At 71.6% G+C, this 23,060-nt stretch carries 20 protein-coding genes; 3 read left to right on the top strand and 17 right to left on the bottom strand.

What is annotated here, in order from left to right; translation table 11 throughout:
* Positions 1 to 60: 60 nt before the first annotated feature.
* The 10 genes from DN051_RS04540 to DN051_RS04495 form a co-directional block, all read right to left on the bottom strand.
* Positions 61 to 1,011, bottom strand: a complete 951-nt coding sequence (locus tag DN051_RS04540; protein ID WP_112438047.1) for a polyphosphate kinase 2 family protein — start codon at positions 1,009 to 1,011, stop codon at positions 61 to 63.
* 200 nt (positions 1,012 to 1,211) lie between these two features.
* On the bottom strand, positions 1,212 to 2,129 hold the full coding sequence (locus DN051_RS04535) for a DMT family transporter (RefSeq protein WP_079000255.1): 918 nt from the start codon (positions 2,127 to 2,129) through the stop codon (positions 1,212 to 1,214).
* A gap of 207 nt (positions 2,130 to 2,336) precedes the next feature.
* Positions 2,337 to 3,131 carry an SDR family NAD(P)-dependent oxidoreductase gene (locus DN051_RS04530; RefSeq protein WP_053756263.1) on the bottom strand — a complete coding sequence of 265 codons (795 nt, stop codon included), beginning with the start codon at positions 3,129 to 3,131 and terminating at the stop codon, positions 2,337 to 2,339.
* Positions 3,132 to 3,351: 220 nt separating this feature from the next.
* Complete coding sequence (locus DN051_RS04525) at positions 3,352 to 4,449, bottom strand: NADH:flavin oxidoreductase/NADH oxidase (RefSeq protein WP_053756264.1); 1,098 nt, start codon at positions 4,447 to 4,449, stop codon at positions 3,352 to 3,354.
* A 132-nt stretch (positions 4,450 to 4,581) separates the two neighbouring features.
* Entirely contained in the window at positions 4,582 to 5,214 is a 633-nt protein-coding gene (locus DN051_RS04520) for a phosphorylase family protein (protein WP_053756265.1), read from the bottom strand.
* Entirely contained in the window at positions 5,192 to 6,109 is a 918-nt protein-coding gene (locus DN051_RS04515; RefSeq protein WP_162624851.1) for a radical SAM/SPASM domain-containing protein, read from the bottom strand. The genes DN051_RS04520 and DN051_RS04515 overlap by 23 nt, the downstream gene beginning before the upstream one ends.
* 109 nt (positions 6,110 to 6,218) lie before the next feature.
* The gene (locus tag DN051_RS04510) at positions 6,219 to 7,235 is read right to left on the bottom strand and encodes a zinc-dependent alcohol dehydrogenase (protein ID WP_112438045.1); all 1,017 of its coding nucleotides are present in this window, start codon (positions 7,233 to 7,235) and stop codon (positions 6,219 to 6,221) included.
* 3 nt (positions 7,236 to 7,238) lie between these two features.
* Complete coding sequence (locus DN051_RS04505; protein ID WP_053756268.1) at positions 7,239 to 8,027, bottom strand: class II aldolase/adducin family protein; 789 nt, start codon at positions 8,025 to 8,027, stop codon at positions 7,239 to 7,241.
* A 39-nt stretch (positions 8,028 to 8,066) separates the two neighbouring features.
* Positions 8,067 to 11,945: a WD40 domain-containing protein gene (locus DN051_RS04500; protein ID WP_162624850.1), complete on the bottom strand. Its 3,879-nt coding sequence runs from the start codon at positions 11,943 to 11,945 to the stop codon at positions 8,067 to 8,069.
* Positions 11,929 to 12,249: a CU044_2847 family protein gene (locus DN051_RS04495; protein ID WP_112438043.1), complete on the bottom strand. Its 321-nt coding sequence runs from the start codon at positions 12,247 to 12,249 to the stop codon at positions 11,929 to 11,931. Before DN051_RS04495 ends, DN051_RS04500 begins: the two co-directional genes overlap by 17 nt.
* 160 nt (positions 12,250 to 12,409) lie before the next feature.
* Here DN051_RS04495 and DN051_RS04490 point away from each other — a divergent pair, with 160 nt between their 5' ends.
* Positions 12,410 to 13,375: a carbohydrate kinase family protein gene (locus tag DN051_RS04490; protein WP_112438042.1), complete on the top strand. Its 966-nt coding sequence runs from the start codon at positions 12,410 to 12,412 to the stop codon at positions 13,373 to 13,375.
* A gap of 149 nt (positions 13,376 to 13,524) precedes the next feature.
* Here DN051_RS04490 and DN051_RS44900 read toward each other — a convergent pair whose 3' ends face one another.
* The 4 genes from DN051_RS44900 to DN051_RS04475 all read right to left on the bottom strand — a co-directional run bounded on the left by DN051_RS44900 (position 13,525) and on the right by DN051_RS04475 (position 16,849).
* On the bottom strand, positions 13,525 to 13,689 hold the full coding sequence (locus tag DN051_RS44900; RefSeq protein ID WP_159053872.1) for a hypothetical protein: 165 nt from the start codon (positions 13,687 to 13,689) through the stop codon (positions 13,525 to 13,527).
* Between the two features lie 62 nt (positions 13,690 to 13,751).
* Positions 13,752 to 14,090 (bottom strand): hypothetical protein, encoded by a 339-nt coding sequence (locus DN051_RS44895; protein WP_053756272.1) that lies wholly within the window; start codon positions 14,088 to 14,090, stop codon positions 13,752 to 13,754.
* 7 nt (positions 14,091 to 14,097) lie between these two features.
* On the bottom strand, positions 14,098 to 14,328 hold the full coding sequence (locus DN051_RS04480; RefSeq protein ID WP_234388592.1) for an aldehyde dehydrogenase family protein: 231 nt from the start codon (positions 14,326 to 14,328) through the stop codon (positions 14,098 to 14,100).
* Positions 14,329 to 14,506: 178 nt separating this feature from the next.
* Positions 14,507 to 16,849, bottom strand: a complete 2,343-nt coding sequence (locus DN051_RS04475; protein ID WP_112438041.1) for a SpoIIE family protein phosphatase — start codon at positions 16,847 to 16,849, stop codon at positions 14,507 to 14,509.
* A 381-nt stretch (positions 16,850 to 17,230) separates the two neighbouring features.
* Here DN051_RS04475 and DN051_RS04470 point away from each other — a divergent pair, with 381 nt between their 5' ends.
* Positions 17,231 to 18,292 (top strand): PP2C family protein-serine/threonine phosphatase, encoded by a 1,062-nt coding sequence (locus DN051_RS04470; protein WP_112438040.1) that lies wholly within the window; start codon positions 17,231 to 17,233, stop codon positions 18,290 to 18,292.
* 218 nt (positions 18,293 to 18,510) lie between these two features.
* Here DN051_RS04470 and DN051_RS04465 read toward each other — a convergent pair whose 3' ends face one another.
* Both DN051_RS04465 and DN051_RS04460 read right to left on the bottom strand, forming a co-directional pair.
* Complete coding sequence (locus DN051_RS04465) at positions 18,511 to 19,995, bottom strand: dihydrolipoyl dehydrogenase family protein (protein ID WP_112438039.1); 1,485 nt, start codon at positions 19,993 to 19,995, stop codon at positions 18,511 to 18,513.
* A 266-nt stretch (positions 19,996 to 20,261) separates the two neighbouring features.
* Positions 20,262 to 20,735, bottom strand: coding sequence for a VOC family protein (locus DN051_RS04460; protein WP_112438038.1), 474 nt, complete (start codon positions 20,733 to 20,735; stop codon positions 20,262 to 20,264).
* Positions 20,736 to 21,156: 421 nt separating this feature from the next.
* On the opposite strand from DN051_RS04460, the gene DN051_RS04455 reads away from it, so the two are divergent.
* Positions 21,157 to 21,630 carry a MarR family winged helix-turn-helix transcriptional regulator gene (locus tag DN051_RS04455; RefSeq protein ID WP_079002106.1) on the top strand — a complete coding sequence of 158 codons (474 nt, stop codon included), beginning with the start codon at positions 21,157 to 21,159 and terminating at the stop codon, positions 21,628 to 21,630.
* A gap of 8 nt (positions 21,631 to 21,638) precedes the next feature.
* On the opposite strand, the gene DN051_RS04450 is transcribed toward DN051_RS04455, so the two are convergent.
* Positions 21,639 to 22,994 carry a mycothione reductase gene (locus tag DN051_RS04450; protein WP_053763814.1) on the bottom strand — a complete coding sequence of 452 codons (1,356 nt, stop codon included), beginning with the start codon at positions 22,992 to 22,994 and terminating at the stop codon, positions 21,639 to 21,641.
* Between the last annotated feature and the right edge of the window lie 66 nt (positions 22,995 to 23,060).

Raw genomic sequence — 23,060 nt, 5'->3', positions numbered from 1 at the left:
GTCCCCGTTCCCGGACCGACGGCCACGCTCACGCCGGCGGCTACGCCTGCGGCCGTGCGGTCATCGGTCGGCGTCTCCGTGCCGTGACGCGTAGGGATCGGCGGGGGCGCCGGCCGGGGCCTCCTGCTCCAGTTCGCGTTTCGCGACGAGCAGGTCCGCACGAGCCTCGTCGTCCACGGCGGGGTAACGGGGGTCGATGTCCATCAGCGTGTGCGCGAGCACGGCCGCCGTGCAGATCCGGGCGAACCACTTCCGGTCCGCCGGTACGACGTACCAGGGCGCCCAGCGCGTGCTGGTGGCCGACAGCATCTCGGAGAACGCGCTCTGGTACTCGTCCCAGTGGCGGCGCTCCCGGACGTCGGCCGCGGAGAACTTCCAGTTCTTGTCCGGCAGGTCGATCCGCTTCAGGAACCGGGTCCGCTGCTCCTCCTTGGAGAGGTTCAGGAAGACCTTGACCACCTTGAACCCGTTGTCGGTGAGGTAGCGCTCCCAGTTGTTGATCTCCCGGTAGCGCCGCTCCCAGATGCCGGCGCCGCGCGTGCTGTCCGGGAGTTTCTGCCGGAGGAGATTCTCCGGGTGCACCCGGACGACCAGCACTTCTTCGTAGTGGGAGCGGTTGAAGATGGCTATCTCGCCCCGGGCGGGCAGCCGCCGTGCGTACCGCCACAGATAGTCGTGGTCGAGTTCCTCCGCGGAGGGCACCTTGAAGCTGCTCACCCGGACGCCCTGCGGATTGACGCCGCTCATCACATGACGGATCGTTCCGTCCTTGCCGCCGGCGTCGAGCGCCTGGAGGCACAGCAGCACGCCGTACGTGTCCTGGGCGGCCAGCCGGTCCTGGTACTCGGCGAGCAGCGACACCCCGGCCCGCAGCAGCTCGACCCCGTCCCGCTTCTTGAGTCCGGCCCTGTACCGGGGGTCGAAGTCACGGCCCAGGTTCACCTTCGACCCGGGCTTCACCCGCAGGGGCCGGATGAAATCCGCGATGCGTTCGGCTCTGTCGTCCGACATCAGTGACCGTTCCTCTCCGGCCCCGGGTGTGTCCGGCACGTCCCGCGGGCCTGACCGGAAGCGGCACGGCGGACGACCTCAGCCGCGCCGGGCCGACCTGCCCACGCTCATTCTCGGATCGACCTGACAAGATCGCCCGCCGGGGCGGAGTCCGCCGGCTGACGGGTGATTCCGCAGGTCGAGCGGCCGGACGCGATGTCTCACAGGGTCGCGGTCGCCGTTTTGCCGTCCTGGGGCGCACATTCCTCGGTGTCCGGATGGATGCAGTGCTCCAGGCAGCGGGTGCGGGACAGGGCGAAGACGCCGTAGGACAACAGGGCCACGCCGAGGAGGGCGGGCGCCAGCCACACTCCCTGCCGCAGTGTCTCCGCGTAGAGCGTGACTCCCAGACAGAAGCTCATGACCGCGTCGCCCAGGGTGAGGGCGGGCTGTGACGCGATGAGCGGGCCGGCCTGCAGGGCGTACCCGAGCAGGAAGATGGCTGACGAACCCGCGATCGCGAAGGCGTAGGTCTGCCAGGCCAGGAAGAAGCCGACGGCTCCCTCCTCCGAGAGGATGCTCATCGACGACTTGACCAGCGCCGCGGTGAGCGCGTTGCCGATGGCTGCGGCCGCGGCCAGGCAGGCGGCGCGGGACAGGCCGTGGGGCCGGCGCAGACCCGTCAGGACGAGGGCGACGGCCAGCCCGCCGGCCAGTGCGAGGGTGGGCACCCACCAGATTCCGGGGACCTGGGAACGTCCGCCGCTGGGTGCCGTGGAGAAGAGGCTGATCGCCAGCCCGGCGAAGATGAACACCACGCACAGCCAGGCCTTCCGGGACACTCCGACGCGGAAGACGACGCTGCCGATGAGGAGCGCGAGCGGAAGTTCGAGGATGAAGATCGGCTGGATGGCGGCCAGGGATCCCGCCGCCAGGGCCAGTGCCTGGAAGAGGGCGGCGCCCACCACGCCGAGGATTCCGCCGAACCAGGCCGGATTGTGCAGCAGGGTCCGGACAAGGCCGAATCGCTTCGACTGGGATGCGGGTACCTTCAGCACCGCACGTCGCTGGAGTACGGTCCCCAAGGCATTGCTGGTCGCCGACAAGAGGGCAAACAGGACTGCGAGCACCATCCCCATCGCACCGCTTCTGGATCTTCTGCCGCCTCCGCCGTGACGGAGGCGACCGCTGTCGTTCCACCGAATGCGTTGCATCGCCACCTTGGGCGATATATCCAGAAGATTCTAGCCGCCGGGCTCCGAGGCGGCCCGGGGTGTGCGGACGGGAGCGAAGCCCGTACGAGCCGGCCGGTGCGGGCGGCGGGCGGCGCGAGCGGGGCGGTGCGCTCAGGGAACGATCGCGTCGACGCAGCCGCCGTCGACCCGCAGGGCGCCGCCCGTGGTCGCCGAGGCGAGGTCCGAGCTGAGGTACACCACCATGTTGGCGATCTCCGCCGGTTCGATCAGGCGTTGCAGCAGCGACTGGGGCCGGTGCTCGCGCATGAAGGTCCGCTGTGTCTCCTCCCAGGGCAGGTCGCCGCCGACCAGTCCCCGGACGAACTCCTCCACTCCGCCGGTGTGGGTGGGGCCGGCGAGGACCGAGTTCACCGTGACGCCGGACCCCGCGGCCTTCTTGGCGAAGCCGCGGCCGAGGGCGAGCATCGCGGTCTTGGTCATGCCGTACTGGATCATTTCGGCGGGGATCGCCACGCCGGACTCGCTGGAGATGTACTGGACGCGCCCCCAGTCCCGCTCCAGCATCCGCGGCAGGTACATCCGGGTGAGACGCACGGCGGTGAGGACGTTCACCTCGAAATACAGGCGCCATTCGTCGTCGTCGATGTCGAGCGCGTCCTTCGCGCCGTAGATGCCGAGGTTGTTGATGAGGATGTCGACGTCCGGCACCATCTCGTAGGCGCGGTCGGTGCCTCTCTCCGTCGTCACGTCGACGGCGACCGGGACGAAATCGCCCTCGGGCACCGAGCCCCGCAGCCGTGTGACGGCTTCGTCGACCCGGCTCGGATCGCGCCCGTTGACGCAGACCCGGGCCCCGGCGCGGCCGAGACCGGCCGCGATGGCCTCCCCGATGCCCTGCGTCGATCCCGTCACCAAAGCGGTCCGTCCAGCGAGATCGATGCGCATCCCCTGCTCCTTCGGCCGGCCCGGCGAGCGGTCACGGCGACCGCTCCCGTTCCCAGCCTCACTGTGCGGGGCGACGACGCTCGGTGAGCGGGTCAGGCGGGTGACGCGGGTGCCGCGCGCCCGGCCCGCGGGGTGTGCCCGCGGGCCGGGTGGACGATGCCGTACCGGCGCACGGTCCCGGGGCGGCAGGGCGGACCGTGCCGCCCGGGGAGGGGGTGGCTCACGCCCGGTGGTACTGGACCGGGGTGGGAACCTGCCCGCCCAGGGCCTGGGCCGCGTGGCGGGCCCAGTACGGGTCGCGCAGCAGTTCACGGCCGAGCAGGACGGCGTCCGCCCGGCCCGACGCCACGATCGACTCTGCCTGCTCGGGCTCGGTGATCAGACCGACGGCCGCCACCGGCATGCCCGCCTCCGCGCGCACACGTTGCGCGTAGGGCACCTGATAGTCGGGGCCGACCGCGATCGACGTGTCCGCCACGTTGCCGCCGGTGGAGACGTCCATCAGGTCGACTCCCCGCGCCTGGAGTTCCTTGGCGAAGCGTACGGAGTCGTCCGCCGTCCATCCCTCGCGCTCGTCGCCGTTCTCCCGCAGCCAGTCGGTGGCGGAGATGCGGAAGAAGACCGGCAGATCCTGCGGCCAGACGGCCCGGACCGCGTCGACGACTTCGAGGGCGAAGCGGATACGCCCCTGGAAGTCGCCGCCGTAGGCGTCGGTGCGCCGGTTGCTGAAGGGGGAGAGGAACTGGTGGATCAGGTAGCCGTGGGCGCCATGGATCTCGGCGACCTGGAAACCGGCGTCCAGGGCGCGCCGCGCGGCATCGGCGAAGTCCTGTACGACGGCGCCGATCTGCTCGACCGTCAGCTCCTCCGGAACCGTCGAGTTCTCGTCGAACGGCACGACGCTCGGTCCGACCGGCGTCCAGCCGTACCGCTCGTCGGGCATGATCTGGGCACCGCGGTCGACCCAGGTCCGCTCGGTGGACGCCTTGCGGCCGGCGTGCGCCAGCTGAATACCGGGAACGGTGCCCTGCGACTTCAGGAACCCGGTGATCCGGCGGAAGGCCTCCACCTGGGTCTCGTTCCAGATGCCCAGGTCGTACGGGCTGATCCGGCCCTCGGGGCTGACCGCGGTGGCCTCGGTGATGATCAGCCCGGTGCCTCCGGTGGCGCGCGCGGCCAGGTGCGCGAAGTGCCAGTCGTTCGGCACGCCCGTCTGCGCACCGTCCGGCGCGGCGCTGTACTGGCACATCGCTGCCATCCAGATCCGGTTGGGAATGGTCAGCGAGCGAAGGGTGTAGGGCTCGAAGATCGTGCTCACTGGGTCTCCTGCTGTGCGAGAGGAAGGGGCCACCGAAGCCCCGCGGGTGGGAGTCGCCACTATTGCTTGCGTGCGACGTTATTTGCAAACGCCCACTATAGGCGTATGCATTCCGGCCCGGTCCTGCTTGACTCACAGAAGTCGGTCGAGCACGTACGGAAGTCGGCGCAGGGCTTCCTCCATGGGGTGCGGCGGTGCCGTGAACGGACTCGGGGAACGGTTGTGATCCGACACCAGCAGCAACGCCCGGGACGCGAGGCCGAAGGCCTCCGCGCACGCGAGGACGGTGGCCGTCTCCATGTCCACGGTGTCCGCCAGACCGGTCAGCTCGGCATGGCGTTGCTCGGCCTCCAGGAACGAGGTGACCTGGGCGTTCGTCGCGTGGGTCACCGCGGAGGCAAAGCCGAGCCGGGGGTGGTGCCGGCGGCCGTCCGCGCCCACGGCGGCGGCGATCGCGACGGCGGAGCCCAGGGGATGCCGCCTCAGGGAACCGCACAGTCCGACGAAAGTGACGTGTGTACCGGGTTCGAGGGCGGCGAGGGCGTCGGCGACGGGCTGTCCCTGCGGTGTCCAGACCACCGTCGCGGCGCCGAACGTGCCGGTGGTCAGCCAGCCGTCCGTGCGCACGGTGTGCTGCCGGGTGACAGCCCGGAAAAGGCGTCCCATCGGGGTGAGGACGACGGAGCCCGGAGCCTCGTCGCTGCCGAGCAGCGCGCGCCGCGCCGTCCGGCGCCATTCGTCGTCAGGCGGTCTCGGCTTCCACATCGGTCAGCGGGCACCCTTCCGTCGTCCGGGGGAGCGAGGCCCGCATCGCGGGCACCCGGCGGAGTATGTCGGTGAGGGAGGACCGGGTGATGTTGCCGAGCCTGAACCGGCCGGGGTCGAGTTTGTAGAGCCACGAGCAGCCCGAGACGTCGCCGTTGGCGGCGATGTGCAGGATGCGGGTGCCCGCCGCGCAGGTGGCCGGTGCGGCCGTGCGACCTGCGCCGTTGCTCCCGCCCTCGTCTGCGCCCAGAGAGTGGTCGAGCTGCGGGCCGCCGGCGGCGTACCTGTGCTTCAGCGTGTCGAGGTGGGCGGCCAGTCCGGGGTCGGGTGAGGGGACGAGCGCCGGGTTCCGGCGTGCCCTGCCGACCGGGAAGGCCGTGTTGAGCACGACGCGAGGAACCCCGAGCCCGGCCACGAAGGCGACGTATTCCTCCAACTCGGGCAGCAGATCGGGGGTGATGACGCCCGACACACGTACGGGGACCCCCGCGCGCAGGCACTCGCGTATGCCGCGTACGGCCCGGTCGAAGGCCGACGGGTTCCGGCGGATGGTGTTGTGGTCCTCCGCCCGGTGGCTGTCCAGGCTGATGGTCACCATCCGCACGCCGGCGGCCCGGAGCGCCTCGGCGCGGCGGCGGGTGATCGGATAGCCGTTGGTGTTCAGGTAGACGCCGACACCGAGATGCCCGGCGAGGTCGAGCAGCCGGGGCAGGTCGGGGCGGAGCAGCGGCTCGCCTCCGGAGAGCGTCATGCTCGTGATCCCGAGGGCGGGCAGTTCCGAGATCAGGCGCAGCGCGCTCTCGGTGGAGACCGCGGGCGTACGGCGCAGCAGCGGGCTGGCGTCGGTGCAGCAATGGGCGCAGGCGAGATTGCAGTACCTCGTCACTTCCCACATCAGGAGGTGACCTGTCCGGGGCGGGCGAAAGCGGCAGTGCTCCACTGACGACATGGCGAAGTCCTTCGCGTCTGAGGAGGAACAGCGGGACGGGGCGTGCGCACATGCTTCAGGGCCGCAGCGGGAACTTGGCTCCACCGATCGCGGCGAGGGCGTCGTCGTAGGCGTGGCGGGCGTCCCGCAACGGCCGGGGCGCGGCCACGATCCGGTCGAGGTCGAAACGCCCGGCGGTGACCTCGGGGACCAGGCCCGGCCAGATCGCCGACGGTGCGCAGATCACCCCGTGGAGTGTCAGACCGTACGCACCGACGCGGCGCAGCGGTACGGGAGTGTCGGCGGCCACCGCCATGCCGAGCAGCGCCACCCGGCCCCCGACCGCGGCGGACCTGATCGCCTCGGCCACCGACTCCCGGTCTCCGACGGCGTCGAACACGCAGTGGGCCCCGCCGCCGGTGTGCTCGCGGATCTGTTCCGGGACCGGCAGGAGAGGATCGAGCGGCTCCGCGCCGAGGCGTTCCGCCGACCGCCGCCGCTCCCCGTCCGGATCGGCCACGAAGATCCTGCGTGCCCCCCGCATCGAGCAGACGGCCACGGCACACAGTCCGACCGGCCCCAGCCCCACGACCAGGACGTCGTCCGCGGGCCCCACGTCCAGCCGTTCGGCGCCCGCCCAGCCGGTCGGCAGGGCGTCGGTGAGCAGCAGAGCCGTGGCATCGCTGAAGGTGCCCTGCGCGTGCAGGGACCGGTCGGCCGCCGGTACGTACACGTAGTCGGCCTGCGCGCCCGGCAGATCGGGGCCCTCGCCGAGTACGCGGCTCCCGTCGTGACACCGCAGAGGGTCGGATGCCCGGCAGTGAGCGCATCGGCCGCAGCCGACGAGGGCGGAGCCGAAGACCCGGCTGCCCGGTCGCCACCGTCCGACCCCGGCGCCGACCGCGACGACGTCGCCGACGAACTCGTGACCCGGGCGGTGGGCGGTCCGACCGGTGCGGAGCGTCCGCAGATCGGACCCGCAGATCCCGGCGAGCCGTACCGCGACCACGGCCCCGTGGTCCTCGCACGGCCCGGGATCCGGCACCCGCTCCACTCGCACGTCCATACCGGGGTGGACCACGACGGCGCGCACGGGTCACCCCTTCCGGGGTCTGGGAAGCAGCATCTCCGGGGCGTCCTCCAGCACGGCCTCGACCATGGGCTGGAAGGAGGCCCACCCGTACAACCTGCTCCGATCCGTGACGGGTCCCGCGCCGGCGCTCTCGGCGAGGTCCTCCGGGACGCGGCTCACCTCGCCGGCCGCCTCGGCCATCAGCTGCACGTGACAGGCGCGGTCCATGGCGACGAACCACCAGGCGGCCTCGTCGATGCCGGCGCCGACGGTCAGCAGACCATGGTTCTGGAGGATCGCCGCCTTGCAGGAACCGAGTCCCCCGGCGACCTCCTGGCCCTGGGCGGGGGTGCGCAGGAGCCCGTTGAACTTGATCAGGGCGTGGTCGCGGTGGAAGACACAGGCGTCCTGGGTGAGCGGGTCGAGCAGCCGGCCGAGCGCCGACCACGCCTTGCCGTGCGCGGAATGCGCGTGGACCACGGAGATCACGTCAGGCCGCGCCCGGAGGATCGCGTTGTGCAGTACCCAGCCCGAGTGGTTGACCGGGCGGTCGCCCTCGATCACGTCACCGTCCGGCGAGACGAGGATCAGGTCGTCGAGGCGTACTTTGCCGAAGGCGACGCCGAAGGGGTTGACCCAGAAGTGGTCCGGGCGTTCGGGGTCACGCACCGAGAGGTGGCCGGCGATGCCCTCGTCGTAGCCGAGGGAGCCGAAGATCCTCAGGGCGGCCGTCAGATGTGTCTTCCGGTACCGGCGTTCCTCGGCCGGATCGCCGAACACGGGCGGGGTGAGCCAAACCTGTCGTCGAGTCATCGCACGGACAGCCCTTCTCGTCGAGGAGTGCCATGTCGCTCAGAGGATCGCGCCGAGGTGGCGCAGTGTGCTGCCGCGTGCCGCGCCGATCCCGGACGCGCCGCGGATGTCCACGCGTTCGAAGGCCCTGTCCTCCCGGAACGTCCGGACCACGGGACCCGTGCAGGAGGCCTGCACGGACACCGCTCCGTCGTCGTCCACCCACCCGAGCGCCCCGGTCCCGGGGGCGACGGTCACCACCTTGACCGCGCAGCCGGCGTCGATCGTGGCGGGCAGCGACACGTCGTTCCTCACGGGAGGGACGTCGTCCCGCACGGGGAGGAAGCGGATGTGCCCGTCGTCCGACCCGGCGACGACGAAGCGGCCGTCCGTCGTGAGGGTGAGCGACCGGACCGGACCGTGCGCGTCGGTGAACTGCCGGAGCGGCTCTCCGGTCGGCAGGCGCCACACCCGGACCGCGCCGTCGTCGCCCCCTGTGGCGAGTCCCGTGCCGTCGGGGGTGACGGCGACGGACCGGACGACCCCGCGATGTGCCTGCCACAGGTGCAGCCGCTCGCCCGACCGGGCGTCCCACAGCATGACCCGGCCGTCGTAGCCGCCCGAGGCCAGAACGTGCCCGGACGAGGAGAAGCACACGCTGCGGACGCCGCCCGAGTGGCCGCGCAGCACGTGTTCCGCGCGCGGACCGTCCGTCGTCCAGACGCGCACGGTGCCGTCGTCCGCGCCCGAGGCCAGACGGGTGCCGTCCGGTGCGAAGGCGACCGACCAGACCCAGGTGGTGTGGCCGGTCAGCACGGCGGTGCACCGGCCGCCGGCGACGTCCCAGAGCCGCACGGTCCGGTCGTTACCGGCGCTGGCCAGCTTCGTGCCGTCCGGGCTGAACGCCACCTGCCACACCCAGTGTTCGTGGCCGCGCAGCACCCTGACCGGACGGCCCGTACCGGCGTCCCAGACCCGGATGTCCCGGCTGTTGCCCGCACCGGCCAGCCACCCGCCGTCCGGGCTGAACGCCGCGCTCCAGAGCCGGGCCATGTGCCCGGTCAGCATCTCCACGCAGCGGCCCGACGGCATCTCCCACTGCCGTACCGTGCGGTCGTCACCGCCCGAGACGAGCACCTCGTCGTTCGCGCAGAGCGCCAGGGAACGCACCCACTGAGTGTGTCCGGGGATCGTCCTGACCACCGTGCCGGAGTCGATGTCCCAGCATCGGATCAGCCGGTCCTCGCCGGCACTGAGGGCCGTCCCGTCCGCCGTGAGGACCACGCTCCACACCAGTCCGGTGTGTTCCCGGCGCCGGTGGCGGACGGCACCGCCGGGCAGGTCGCGGACGGCGACCGTACCGTCCGGGGAACCATGGACCAGGACGCCCTCGGACGCGTCGACGGCCAGCGACCAGATCGGCTGACCGGCGTCGGCGAGTTCGTCGAGCAGCGTTCCGGTGGACGCCGCCCAGATCCGTACGATCCCGTCGTCGCCCGCGCTGTACAACCGGTCACCGGCGTGCAGCGACAGGGCCCGCACCGACCCGGTGTGGCCGGTCATCTCCAGGGCCGGGGCCCCCGTCGCCATGCTCCAGGCCTTGATCGCGCCGTCGTCGCCCGCGCTGAACAGGACGTCCGAGTCGGGCCCGAAAGCCAGCGCGCGGACCCGTCCCGCGTGGCCGTCCAACGTCAGATGCCGTTCCCCGGTACCGACCCGCCACACCCGAACCGATGTGTCGCCACCGCCGGTCGCCAGCAGTGCGGCGTCGGGGGAGAAGGCGACGGCCCGCACCCAGCTGTCGTGTGTCGCCGTGAACATCTCCGTGTGCCCGGACCGCCGCCACACCGTGACCCGGCCGTCGGCGCAGCCCGCCGCGATGTACGCACCGTCGGCCGAGGCCGCCACACCGTAGACGCGGTCCAGCGACTCGGGAAACGTCGTGTGCTCGAACCGGGCGTCCCGGAAGTTCACGTCGGCGAGGCGGAGTTCCTGCAGATGGGCTTCCCGGACCACGAGCGAGGAGAAGTCGACGCCGCTGAGGGTGCGGTCCAGCGTTCCCAAGAGGTTGATGACGTTCCCCGCCACGTGGCTGCGGCGCAGCGCGGCACCCAGCCGTTCCCGCTCCGCCAACGCCAGCAGCCGGGCCCGCAGTCCCACCTCGCCCAGCCGTTCGCCCAGGATCGTCAGGAGCGGGTCGAGGATCACTCGGCGCTGGGCCGTCCGGATGTACTCCTTGGAAGACGCGGACAGCAGGGCGTGGCTGTGCAGGACCCCGTCGATCTCACCGTCGAGGATCTCCCGCTCCGCCCGCGAAATGATCACCTGCGTGAGGAACTCCATCATCATCGGCTGCACGGAGTAGCCGGCCGCGGATCTCTCCAACGGCAGTGAGCGCTGCAGGAGTTCGAGGTCCAGGGCGATACGCCGGCGGGAGCGGACGTTGATGATCCGGTCCCGGAGATCGCCGAGCTGCCGGGGCTCACGCAGCGCCGCCATCATCAGCAGCAGGTCCTGGCCGGACGGCGCGAGCCGCTCCAGCTGTGCGGTCAGGATCTCGTCCAGACCGTCGAAGATCTCGCCCTCGTCGGCCAGGAACTCCCCGACGTCGCCGCCGAAGACGTCGCGGATGTGCCGCGCGGCCAGCTGGAGGACCAGCGGGTTGCCGCTGCACCGCTCGACCACCTGCCGGAGCGGAGCGTCGCCGGTGGTCAAGCCGCCCACCGCGGCGAGCAGTTGCACACCCGAAGCGGTGTCCAGTCCCTCGACGCGAAGGAACCTGACCCGCCCGGCAGGGTCTTCGAGACGGGACAGCTCGTCGGGCAGCCGTCTGCCGGTGATGAGCACACAACTGCGGTGACCACCTCGGCTCAGCGCCTGGAGCAGTCCGGCGCAGGACTCGTGGTCCTTCCGGAACCGGATCCGGCCGGGTTCCTCGGACAGCAGCGAGTCGAGATTGTCGAGCACGACCAGGCACCGTCTGCTGGTCAGATAGTGCAGCAGACGGTCGATACGGCCTTCCAGCGAGTCGGGCAGCTCGACCTCGGCCTGCTCGGAGAGGTCGCGCACCAGCCCCTCCACGATCTCCTCCACCGGCGGGGCGTTCAGCAGCCGGCACCACGACACATGGTCGAAACCGAGCGGGGACGGCCCGGCATCAGGTGTCGTGAGCAGTGAGAACCGTTCGACCAGCGCGCTCTTTCCCACGCCGCCCGCACCGACGAGTGCCACCATCCGGCAGTTCTCGTCCAGCGTCCAGGTGTGCAACGCGCCCAGTTCGGCCGCCCGGCCGACGAAGAGGTCGCCGTCCGGCGCGCCGCCGTGCCCGCCGGACGCGACCGTGTCGCCGGCCTGCGCGGGCATGCCGTTCCACATCCCGCGCAGTGCCTCCACCGATACGGCGTATCCGGTGTCCGTGCTGGGCTGTCTGGCGTTGACCACGGCGACGACGGCGCCCGACCGGTCGAGCACCGGGCCGCCGCTGTTCCCCGTCTCCAGACCTCGGCTGCCGAGCACCGACAGCTCCCACAGCCGGACGGGCCGGCCCCCGGCGCGCGGGTACAGCGAGGTCGACCTGGAGAGCACGGCCGGGCGGGTGCGCAGGACGAGCGGACCGTCGGCCCGGCCGAACGGCGCGAACCCCAGCAGGCTCACGGCGTCCCCCGTCCGGGCGAGGGGACTCAGCGGGAGGACCGGTGCGTCGAGCCCTTCGACCCTGAGCACCGCGAGATCGGCCGTCGGGTCCGCCGCGAGCACCTCGGCGCGAGCGCCGTTGACCTGGACCGCGTCGGCGCCGCCCACGGCCTCCAGCACGTGATGGCAGGTGACGACATGGGCCCCGCTGTCGTCGCCGCCGATGACGAAGCCGGTGCCGGTGTCCCGCCGTTCGGCGCGCGTGCTGCTGATTCTGACGAGCGAGTCCTCAGGCGCCGTCGGCACGGGCGGCCTCGAGTCGGATGCGGACGACCAGTGCCGCGCTGCTCTTCGCCCGTGCCAGATAGGCATTTCCCTCGCCCTCGAAGCCGATGGCGATCTCCACCTCGGCCTCACGGGCGCCACTGGCCTCACCGCCGTCGTCCAGATACGCGCGGATCGGCCGGCAGATCCTCTCCAGCAGCGGACCGATCTGGTCCGCCGCCCGGTCCACGCGCGACGCCAGACCGGCGGAGACGAGTTCGATCTCCCCTCCCTGGGACTCCACTTCGACGAGCGCACCGTCCGAGAGCTCAATGAGCCTGCTCACTCATCCTCCTGCCGTCGCCTCAGCCATGCATGAGGAGGCTGCCACCGGTCGGTCCCCCCACGGCCGACCCGGCTCGATGCCGCATTCTCCCCCATATCGCCGAGGGCAATACCCTGATCGCCCCTTCTGCATGCCCCGACCGACGAAAGAAGCGTCCGCCATGCGCATCGCGGTGACGGGTTCCATAGCCACCGACCACCTGATGACCTTTCAGGGCCGGTTCGCCGACCTCCTGTCGGCCGGCCGGGCCGGTCGGGTCGCGCTCTCGTACGAAGTGCACAGTCTCGATGTCCGCCGGGGCGGCGTGGCCGCCAACATAGCCTTCGGCCTGGCCCGTCTCGGCCTGCGCCCGCTCCTGGTCGGCGCCGTCGGGAACGATTTCGCCGACTACCGGTCCTGGCTGGAGCGCCACGGCGTCGACACCTCGGGAGTGCGGGAGTCGCGGACCCGGCACACCGCGCGCTCCATGTCGACGACCGACGCCGACCAGAACAAGATCGCCTCCTTCTACGCCGGTGCCATGGCCGAGGCCCGGGAGATCGAACTGGCGTCGTTCCGGGGCATCGACCTGGTGGTCGTCTCTCCCAACGACCCCGAGGCCATGCTCCGCCATACCGCCGAGTGCCGGGCCCGCGGCATCCGGTTCGCGGCCGATCCCTCGCAGCAACTGGTCCGCCTGGACGGCCCGCGGGTCCGGGCACTGATCGACGGCGCGGCCTACCTGTTCGGCAACGCGTACGAGAGGGGTCTCTGCGCACAGAAGACCGGCTGGTCGGACGCACAGATCCTGGGCCGGGTCGGTGTCCGTGTCACCACGCTCGGATCGGCCGGGGTGGTCCTCGACCGCGCCGGGTCCGGGCCACTGCGCGTCCCGGCGGTGCGGGCGGACACGGCGGTCGATCCCACCGGCGCGGGTGACGCGTTCCGCGCCGGCTTCCTCGCCGCGACGGCCTGGGGACTCGGCCTCGAACGTGCCGCCCAGGTCGGCGGCCTCGTCGCCGTCCACGCGGTGGAAACGGTGGGGGGTCAGGGGTACGTCTGGCGCCGGCACTCCTTCCTCACACGTATGCGGCAGTCCTACGGTGACGGGGCCGCCGCGGAAGTCGCCGCGTGTCTCGAACCCTGAGAGCGGATGCCGGTGTGACGGATGCGATCGACGCGGTGGACTGGGGCGCGCTACCGGGCCATCCGGACTGGTACGCACCGGTCCTGGCCGCTCGCGGTATGCGGGCCCTGGCCGACGCGGCGCACCTGGTGCAGGCGGCGGAGGCCGGCTCACTGCTCGGCGGCGGCGGAATCGTCCACGGCCACAGCGGGGCGGTGTTCCCGGCGGCGGCGGTCGCGGTGCCGCTGCTCCTGGACATCGCCCGGCACGGCCGTCCGGCGGCACGCGACACGGCGCTGGGTCTCGTCGACGAGGCCCTGTCGTCGTACCCGCACGCCGGATACACGCGGGTGACGACGCCCGAGGGTCCGGTCCCGATCTGCTGCGCCATCGCCCATCAGGTGCGGGCCCGGGCGGTTTCCTCACCGGACTGGGCGGACAGGGCCGGAGGCTCCTCGCCGACGCGGCCGAGCACTGGCGTTTCGAGGTCCGGGAGTGCGTCGCCGACGGCACGGACACGGCCGCCTTCGGCGACCTGTCCGGCCGCGTCCCGGACGGCGTGGACGTGGCGGAGCTGCACGTCGGCGGAGAGGTCACCGTGCTGGACGGGGTCGCCGTCGAGTACCCGCCCGCGGGGGGCTCCGCCGAGGCATGCCTGCGGGCGAGGGGACGGCAGCCGGGCGAACTGCCGCCCGGCGCCGTCCTGTTGCCCACCGGGTGCGGTGAACGCGTGCACTGACGGGTCAAGTCCCCGCGTCCCAGCCGAGGTAGACCGACTTCGACCAGGTGTTGAAGTCCACCGCGACCGCGCCCTGCTCGCGGAAGGTGTTGCTGGAGGAGTCGCCGCCACCGCCGAACGGGACGTTGAGGTCCAGGCCGGTGGTCGGCCGGTTGACCTCGACCACACCCACGCGCACCCGTGCGGCGAAGCGGTGGGAGGCGGCGAGACCGCGGGTGCAGACCCCCGTCGGCAGCCCGGCCCGCAGGCGCCGACGATGCCCGCCCGGACGTAGACGCTGATGACACTGCCGAAGCGGGCGGTTTTGCCCTCGGGGGCAAGTTCCACGCTCGGAGCGCTGGACGACGGGGTGCTTCGACGGCGTCGTGACCGGTGTCGTGCCGGCCGTGCTGCGGCGCGCCCGTCGCCCGCACTCACACCGGGTCGCCGGCGATCCGTTCCGGGGGCGGTGGCTCCCCTGTCGGCTGTTCCGCCCAGACCGTCTTACCGATGGCCTGGTAGCGGGTTCCCCACTGGTCCGCGAGGCTGGCGATGATGAACAGGCCCCGGCCGGTCTCGTCGACGGTGCGCGCGTGCCTCACCTGCGGAGCGCTGGCCGCGGCATCGCTGACCTCGCAGGTGAGCACCCGGTCGTGGAGCAGGCGCAGTCGCAGTGGGGGAGCGCCGTAGCGGACCGCGTTGCTCACGAACTCGCTGACGATCAACTCGGTGGTGAACGCCGTCTCCTCGTCCACCCCCCAGACGCTCAACTGATGGCGGGCCGCCGCGCGGGCGATCGGCGCGGCCTCCGGATCCGCGGGCAGATCGCAGGTCATCACCCGGTCCGCGGGCAGCGCCTTCGTGCGGGCGAGGAGCAGCAGGGCCTCGCGGGTGCGCGGGACGTCGGCGAACGCGTGCGCGATGGTCTCGCGCACCTCCGGCAAGGGCCTCGCCCCGGCGTCGGTCAGGAGTCGGCGGAACGCGCCGGAGGGTGCCAGGACCTCATCGGCCAGTACGGACGTACCCATCGCCAGCGTGCTGCCCTCGGGCAGGCTGACGGTGGTCGCGGGGAAGGGGGCGTTGTCCGTTCCGGCGAGCGGTGGACCCGGGGGCACCGAGAGGTCGGCCGTCGTGCCGTCGGGCAGGACCGCGACGGGTTCCGGCAGGCCGGCGCGGGCGATGGTGCAGGTCAGATTGACCGGGTCGTGGATCGCGACGATGCATCCGGCGGTCAGGGGTTCATCGCTCAGGGGATCCATCGGAGGCAGTGAGGCACGTGCGGTGAAGAGGCGGGCCGCGGTGTCGTTGAGGCGGGCCAGCAGTTCATCGGGCTGCAGGTCCAGGGCGGCGAGCGTGTGGACGGCGGTGCGCAGCAGCCCCATCGTGCCGGCCGCGGCCACACCCTGCCCCGCGACGTCGCCGACGACCAGCGCGGTGCGCGCGCCGGGCAGTGCGATCGCGTCGAACCAGGCACCACCGCCCTCCGGCCCGGCCAGCCGCAACGGAGAGATCTCCACGGTGTCCAGCGACACCGGATGCTGGGGCAGGAGCCTGCGCTGCACGGTCGAGGCGATCATCCACTCGCGCATGAACTGGCGGGCGTGGTCGATGCAGAACGCCGCGTGCGAACACACCGCGGACGCCACCGCGACGTCGTCCTGCTCGAAGGAATCCTCCTGCCGCCGACGGTAGAAGCTGACCACGCCCAGCACCTGGCCGTGCAGTGCCAGCGGTACGACGATCAGCGAGTGCGCGCCGGACCGCTCGACGACGTCGGCGCGTTCGGGGTCGGCGGCCCGCCACGGGCTGTCCCCGTCCAGCGGGAGGAGGCGGGGCCGGAGGTCGGACAGGACCTGCGCGAAGGGAGTGTTCGCCGCCAGCGGGCGCACCGCACCGGCCGGAGGACCGTTCTCACGGCCTCGGGAGGCTGCTCGGCGCAGCCGGACGTCCCGGTGGACGGGGGCAGAGGGAGGGTCCTCCCCGCGCACGACGTCCTCGATCACCTCGACGTCGGCGGTGTCGGCGAAGGCGGGCACCACCGCGTCCACCAACTCCTGGCAGACGTCCATCACATTGAGCCGGCGCCCCACCCGTGTACGGACCGCGTCCAGGAGGGCGAGGCGGCTTGTCGCGTTCTCCCGCTCCGTCACGTCGACCACGGTCGCCACCACTCCCGAAACGGCGCCACGCACGTCGCGCAAAGGGAAGTACGACGCGGAATGAGTACGCCGCCGCGGCCCGGCGGGCACTCTGAAGCCCCGGACGATCCGGTTCACCACGGGTTGCCCGTCCCGCATGACACCTTGTGCCACGGTGGCCTCCGCCTCGGGGTCCTCGAACGGACACACCTCGGCGAACGGCCTGCCCGTCACCGGTCCCGCCCGCTCCTCGCGCGGGTCGCACACTTCCCCGAGAGCACTGTTCATACGGACCACGCGCAGACCGTCGTCGAGGACCAGCAACCCCACCGGGGTATGGGCGAACACCGCCTCCAGCATGGCCAGATCCTGCCCCCGCGCCGTGTCCTCCGCCGTACGCACCAGCCACAGCACGGAAGCGTCCCGCAGTACCGGTTCGACCCGCACCGCGGCCGCGTCGGCGAGCCTCTTCCGGCGCCTTGCACCGTCGGGGCCGGTGGCCGCCTCGCGCAGCAGCGCGGTCACCGAGCGGCCGACGGCCTGTTCGGCGGACCAGCCGAACAACTCCTCGGCCGGACGTCCCCACTCGACCACCCGGCCGCCCTCATCGATGAGCACGAGCACGTCACCGCTGGGCATCGCGAAGTACCTCCGCCTCTGACAGCGGGCCCGCCCACCCGGGAACCGCACCGCCGGCCCGGCCGAGAACCGGAGCGGTCGGCCCGCCCCAGGGCCGGCGCGGTCGGCTCACCCGCATCCCACCAGTGCCACCCCAACCCACTGTAGGCCGGAGGTTCCGAGGGCGCCGGGCGGGACGCATGCCGCGCCACGAGACGCGTTCCGTCCAGGTGACCGGGCTCGACGGCTCCGACCGTGCCGGTCGCGCCGCCCACTCGGGAGGCCGCGGGGCCCCGCGCGAGGCAGGCTGTTCCCATGCGGTCGCACAATCGCTCGCAAGGCCGGCCGGGGGCGCCTTCTCGACCAGCGGGAGCGGGCGGTCACAGCCGGACCCTGTTCAAGATGGCGCAGTGTCTGCCCTTCGTCATCGCGCTGGGCGTTCTGGTCATCGAGGTCTCGCCCGCCCACGACCTGGTCACCGGCCCCGTTCTGACCACCACGCCCGCGCTGGCCGCACTGACGCTCGGCCCGGTCGGCACCCTCGCCGCCGCGGCCGTCGCCCTGGCCGTGAGCGTGATCACCGCCACCGTCAACGAGGCGTGGGGCACCCCTTTGGTCACCGGCAATTTCCTGGGCCTGCTCGTGGTGTCGCTGGCCGGAGTCCTGCTGAGCCGGGCGGTGCGCAGGCGCAGGCAGAGCGAGCTCGACCAGATCCGCCGGGTCGCCCTCGCGGCGCAGGAGGTGGTCCTGCGGCCCTTCCCCGAGCGCCTCGGCCCGGTGTGGGCGGCGGGCCTGTGCCTCACGGCGGAGGCGGAGGCCCAGATCGGCGGGGATCTGTACGACGCGGTGCAGACGCGGTACGGCGTCCGGCTGATCGTCGGCGACGTCCGGGGCAAAGGGCTCAGCGCCGTGCGCGCGGTCGCGGCCGTACTGGGGGCGTTCCGGGAGGCCTCGCACTACACGGCGGATCTCCAGGAGGTCATGGACCGCTGCGAGGCCGCACTCCGGCGCGAGGCGGCATTGCCCGGTGCCTACCCCGAGCAAGTCCTGATGGAGGGATTCACCACCGCCCTCATGGCACAGGTGCCGGCCGATCACGTGGTCCGGCTGGTGAACCGCGGCCATCCGCCGCCGTACCTGTTGCATCAGGGCAAGGCCCTGGCCCTGATGCCGAGCGCTCCCCAGCCGCCGCTCGGCCTGGGCGACCTCGTCCCCGGCCCGCCCGTCACATCCGAGAGCCATCCGTTCCTGCCCGGCGACCGGCTGCTGCTCTACACCGACGGTGTGATCGAGGCCCGCGACCGCGACAGCCGCTTCTTCCCGCTGCCGGAGACGATGGAACGGATTCCCGCCGCTACGACTCCGCGCGAGTACCTCGACGAACTGCACCAGGCACTGATCCGGCACACCGGCGGACCCCTGTCGGACGACGTGGCGATGATCCTCATCGACCGGCTCGCCTGACGGCCGGACGGGAGCCACCGGGTACGCGCCGACCGCCCCGCCGGGAGCAGCCGGGCACGGGCCGTTCGACGTGGAGGCCGCACGTCGGACAGCGGCACTCCTCCCCCGGGGAAGCGGTGCCGCTGCGTCGTCCGTCCCCCGCCCCGGTCCGGGCACCGGTGCATACCGTGCGCCTCATGGCGGACCGGGGAGCCGGGGACGATCTCCCGTGGCTGCTCTCAGCCGCGGTAGGTCTCCAGCAGGCGCAGCCAGATTTCGCCGAGGGTGGGGAAGGCGGGGACGGCGTGCCAGAGGCGGTCGAGGGGGACTTCGCCGGCGACGGCGATGGTGGCGGAGTGGACGAGTTCGCCGACGCCGGGGCCGGCGAAGGTGATGCCGACGACGGTGTTGCGGTCGGTGTCGACGAGCATGCGGGCGTGGCCGCGGTAGTCCTCGCCGTACTGGTGGGCGCCGGCGACGTGGGCGAGGTTGTAGTCGACGGTCTTGATGGGGCGTCCGCTGTGTTCGGCTTCGCGGCTGGTCAGGCCGACGGCGGCGACTTCGGGGGTGGTGAAGACGACCTGGGGGACGGCGGTGTGGTCGGCGGTGGCGACGTGGGTGCCCCAGGGGGTGGTGTCGAGGGGCTGTCGGTTGGCGCGGGCGCCGATGGCGGCGCCGGCGATGCGGGCCTGGTATTTGCCCTGGTGGGTCATCAGGGCGCGGCGGTTGACGTCGCCGACGGCGTAGAGCCAGCCGCCGTCGATGGCGGTGACCTGGAAGGTGTCGTCGACGGTGAGCCAGTCGCCGGGTGTCAGGCCGACGGTTTCCAGGCCGAGGTCGCGGGTCTGGGGGGCGCGGCCGGTGGCGAGGAGGATCTCGTCGGCGGTGAGCTGTCCGCCGTCGGACAGGGTGATCCGTATCTCGCCGCTCGCGCCGCTCTCGCCGTTCGCGCTGTTTGCGCTGTGTGCGCTGTGTGCGTTGTTGTCGCGGGTCAGGGAGGAGACGGTGGTGTTGAAGCGGATGTCGACGCCTGCTTCGCGCAGTCCGTCGGCGACGAGTTCGCCGGCGAAGGGTTCCATGCGCTCCAGGAGGCTGTTCTCGAGGACGAGCATGGTGACCTGGGAGCCGAGGGCCTGCCAGGCGGTGGCCATCTCGACGGCGACGACGCCGCCGCCGACGACGGCGAGGCGGCCGGGGACCTTGTCGGCGCTGGTGGCTTCGCGGCTGGTCCAGGGGCGGACGGTGTCGAGTCCGGGGATGGGGGGCAGGGCTGCGCGGGTGCCGGTGGAGACGGCGACGGCGTGGCGGGCGGTCAGTGCGACGGTGTCGCCTTCGGGGGTCTGTACGGCTACTTGCTTGGGGCCGGTGAGGCGGCCGTGGCCGCGGACGAGGTCGACGGAGACGGAGTCGAGCCAGTCGACCTGGTCCTCGTCCTTCCAGTAGGAGGACATTTTGTCGCGGTGGGCGAGGACCGCGTCGACGTCGAGGGGGCCGGCGACGGCCGGGTCGAGGCCGGGTATTCGGCTTGCGTCGGCGCGGGCCACGACCGGTCGCAGCAGGGCTTTGCTGGGGTCGCAGGCCCAGAACGAGCACTCTCCGCCGAGGAGTTCGCGTTCCACGATCACGGCGCTCAGTCCCGCCGCGCGGGCGCGTTCGGCCACGTTCTCGCCGACCGGGCCACCGCCGATCACGATCACGTCGTAGATGCGGGCGGACTCGTTCATCACTGCTGCGTTGCTCACTGCTGAATTCCTCACGGGTTCGTTGCTCGTTACACGTTGCTCATTGCTGCTGCGGCCCGGGCCACTGCCCGGACGGGCCCCTGCCGGTGCGCACGCGGCGCTGTTCCCCGCCGGTGGACGGCTCGGGAGCCGTCGCACCGCGCGGGTCGCGGGGATGGCCGAGGGATGGACGGGGGAGGGGACCGTCCCTCCGGGCAACGGGCCGGACACGGCCCGTTGCAGCCCCTCGGGCGGGTTCGGTGCGGGGGTCAGCGGCCGGCCAGGCGCTGCTTGACCTCCTGGATCACCCAGCCGTTGCCGTCCGGGTCGCTGAAGGTGACGTACGAGCCGTAGGAGGCGCGTTCGGGGTGCAGGCCGGCCCGCCGCTCCTGGTCCGCGAGGGGGTGGGTGACGTCCCCGCCCTCATGGCCGTGGTACAGGAGCCCGTTGGCGTCGTGGAAGATCTCGCTGACCTCGATGCCGCGGCTCACGAGGTCGGCGCGCGCCTCCTCGATGTCGTCGACGATGAGGTACAGCCCCTGGATGGAGCCGGGGGCGAGGGGGGTCATGCCCTCACCGAAGATGATCGAGCACTCGGAGCCGGACGGCGTGAAGTGCACGACTCGGAACTCGCTGTTGGCGGTGTAGTCGACGTCCAGGCGGAATCCCAGCGCGTCGTAGAAGTTCTTGGCGCGGTCGACGTCGGAGACGGGCAGCACGATCATTTCGAGCTTCAGCTTCATGGGAGTGTCCTCATTTCTCGGTATGGGTGAGCGGGGCGGTCCATGTCCGCACCCTGTGCGTCACCCGGTTCCTGTTGGGGGGGTGTGTCGGTTGGTCGCAGCCGGGGCGACTCGTGCCCCCCGGCTGCTGCGGCGGACGGCGGAGATTGCCGAGGCATCGGCCCTTCCGTGCGGCCCAACCTGACAGGAAACCTACCGTCCACTTAACTTGCGCGCAAGGAAAACGGGCCAAAGGTAAGTGTGACATAGGTATCTTTGGGGCATTTGTGCAGGTAGATGTCGAGGTCGGGATGGGCGAGGCCTCTGTGTCGAGGGTGATTGGGCCGTGTTCGCGCTTTAGCTGCGCGCAATCTAATTGCGTCATGGGAGCTTGCGGGGTAGGCTTGGGGGACACCGGAAGCAGGACAGGAGAGGAGCGGTCATGAGCGAGGTCGACAAGAGCGTGGAGCAGTCCGACGGCGCCGATGAGGTGAGCATGCTCCTCGAGGACCAGTTGTGCTTCGCGCTCTACGCGGCGCAGCGGGCGTTGACCAGCCGCTATCGACCGCTGCTGGAGGAGATCAACCTGACCTACCCCCAGTACCTGGTGATGCTGGTCCTGTGGGAGCGCGGTGCCCTCCCCATCAAGACCCTCGGCACCCTCCTCCAGCTGGACTACGGCACACTGACGCCACTGCTGAAGCGCCTCCAGGCCAACGGCCTCATCCGGCGTGAGCGCCAGGTCGACGACGAGCGCTCCGTGCAGATCACCCTCACCGAGGAGGGTGTCGAGCTGCGTGAGCGCGCCCGCGCCGTCCCGGCGGCCATCGCGCGCGCCGCGGACCTCAGCGATCGTGAGACGCGGGAGGCCAAGGCCGTGCTGGAGCGTCTGACGGCCAACGTCTCCGCGCACTGACGCTGCCTCTACAGGTCCAGCAGGGCCTGTTCGACGGCCTCCGTCAGCGCGGGGTGGATGTACAGCACGTCCCGGGCGACCTGGTCCGCTGTCTGACCCAGTGACATCGCCTGGATCAGCGGCTGGATGAGGGTCGCGGCCTGCGGCCCGATGATGTGCGCGCCCAGGATGGTGCGGTCGACCGGATTCGCCAGGACCTTCACGAAGCTGGTGGTGTCCTCCAGGGCCCATCCGTACGCGGCGTCCGCGTAGTCACGCACGCTCACCAGGTACTCGATCTTCCGCCGGCGCGCCTCCTGCTCGGTCAGTCCGACACTGGCGATCTGCGGGCTGGTGAAGACCGCGTGCGGCGCGACCCGGTTCGACAGGGTCTTCACGTCCTGCGGGTGGAGCAGGTTGTGCTGCACGACCCGCGACTCGGCGTTCGCCATGTGCTTGAGCTGGAAGTGGTTCACCGCGTCGCCCAGCGCCCACACTCCCGGCACCGACGTCCGGTAGGCGTCGTCGGTCACGATGTGGCCGTGCTCGTCGAGCGCCAGTCCGCCGGCGGCCGCGTCGAGACGGTCGGTGTTGGGCCGGCGGCCGACGCACACCAGCAGCGTCTCCGCCTCCACGACCTGGTCGCCGCCCGGGCAGGTCACGGTGAGCGCCACCCCGTCGGCACGCCGTTCGACTGAGGTGACGGCGGCGTCGAGGAGCACGCGATGTCTGCGCGACACGAGTTCGGTGAACCGCGCCGACACCTGTTCGTCCTCCGCCATCAGCAGACGGGGCCCGCGCTGCACGATCGTGAGATCCGTACCGAACGAGCTGAACACATGGCCGAACTCGGCGGCGATGAAACCGCCGCCGATGACGGCCATGGACGCGGGCAGATCGTCGATCCGCATGACGGTGTCGGAGGTGTGGTACGGCACGCCGTCGAGTCCGGGGATGTCGGGCACCGTGGGCCGTGAGCCGACGGACACCACGAACGTGTCGGCGGTGATCTCCTCGGATCCGGCGAGCACCACCTTCGGGGCGATGAATCTGCCCGGTTCCGTGAACACGTCGATCCCGTTCGCCCTGCGGTAGTCGACCGCGCTGTCGTGCAGTGGGTCGATGCGGTGGAAGATCCTGTCGCGGATGGCCTTCCAGTCGACGCGCTCGACGCCGGCGTGGACACCGAGCCGTGCCGCCTCCCGCGCACCCTCGGCCGCGTCGGCGGTGACGACGAACATCTTGCTCGGAATGCAGCCCCGGTTCAGGCACGTGCCGCCGAAGCGGTCGGGTTCGACGATGGCGGTGCGCAGATGGGCGAGTTCCGCGGTGAGCACCATGTTGCCGCTGCCCGCCCCGAGGAGCACAAGATCGTAATGCCGCACGCCCGACCACCTCCACCGGGATGGTGCCCGGCCTTTCGGCGCAGGGCCCTCTCCCGAGGCCATGAG

This window comes from Streptomyces cadmiisoli, from assembly GCF_003261055.1.
Lineage (GTDB): Bacteria > Actinomycetota > Actinomycetes > Streptomycetales > Streptomycetaceae > Streptomyces > Streptomyces cadmiisoli.
This window is presented reverse-complemented; position numbering and strand designations above follow the sequence as displayed.